General features: G+C 63.9%; 1 pseudogene. It reads right to left on the bottom strand.

Features of this window, described 5'->3' with window-relative positions:
* Positions 1-640, bottom strand: a pseudogene (locus KCR01S_RS23635) (hypothetical protein); the annotation flags it as partial.

The raw sequence follows: 640 nt of genomic DNA, 5'->3' as shown, positions 1-640 counted from the left end.
GTCGGCATCTGCATCTGCATCGGCGTCTGCGTCAGAATCTGCATCCGCATCAGCATCTGCGTCGGCATCTGCATCAGCATCCGCGTCCGCATCGGCGTCTGCGTCGGCATCCGCATCGGCATCAGCGTCCGAGTCTGCATCGGCATCGGCATCCGCATCCGCGTCGGCATCCGCATCCGCGTCGGCGTCCGCGTCGGCGTCGGCATCGGCATCCGCATCTGCATCTGCATCGGCATCGGCGTCCGCATCGGCATCAGCGTCCGAGTCTGCATCGGCATCGGCATCAGCGTCCGAGTCGGCATCGGCGTCAGAATCTGCATCAGAATCGGCATCCGCGTCCGAGTCGGCATCCGCATCAGCATCGGCATCAGCATCGGCATCGGCGTCCGAGTCAGCATCTGCATCCGCATCGGCGTCAGCATCTGCGTCCGCATCTGCATCTGCATCGGCGTCCGCATCGGCATCTGCGTCCGAGTCGGCATCTGCATCAGCATCTGCATCTGCATCGGAATCAGCATCGGCATCGGCGTCTGCATCGGCGTCTGCATCAGCGTCTGCATCAGCGTCGGCATCCGCGTCCGAGTCGGCATCGGCATCAGCATCGGCATCCGCATCGGCATCGGCGTCCGAGTCAGCATCT

The organism is Kluyvera cryocrescens NBRC 102467, from assembly GCF_001571285.1.
Lineage (GTDB): Bacteria > Pseudomonadota > Gammaproteobacteria > Enterobacterales > Enterobacteriaceae > Kluyvera > Kluyvera cryocrescens.
The sequence above is the reverse complement of the archived record's forward strand: the minus strand, read 5'-3'. Positions and strand labels throughout refer to the sequence as shown.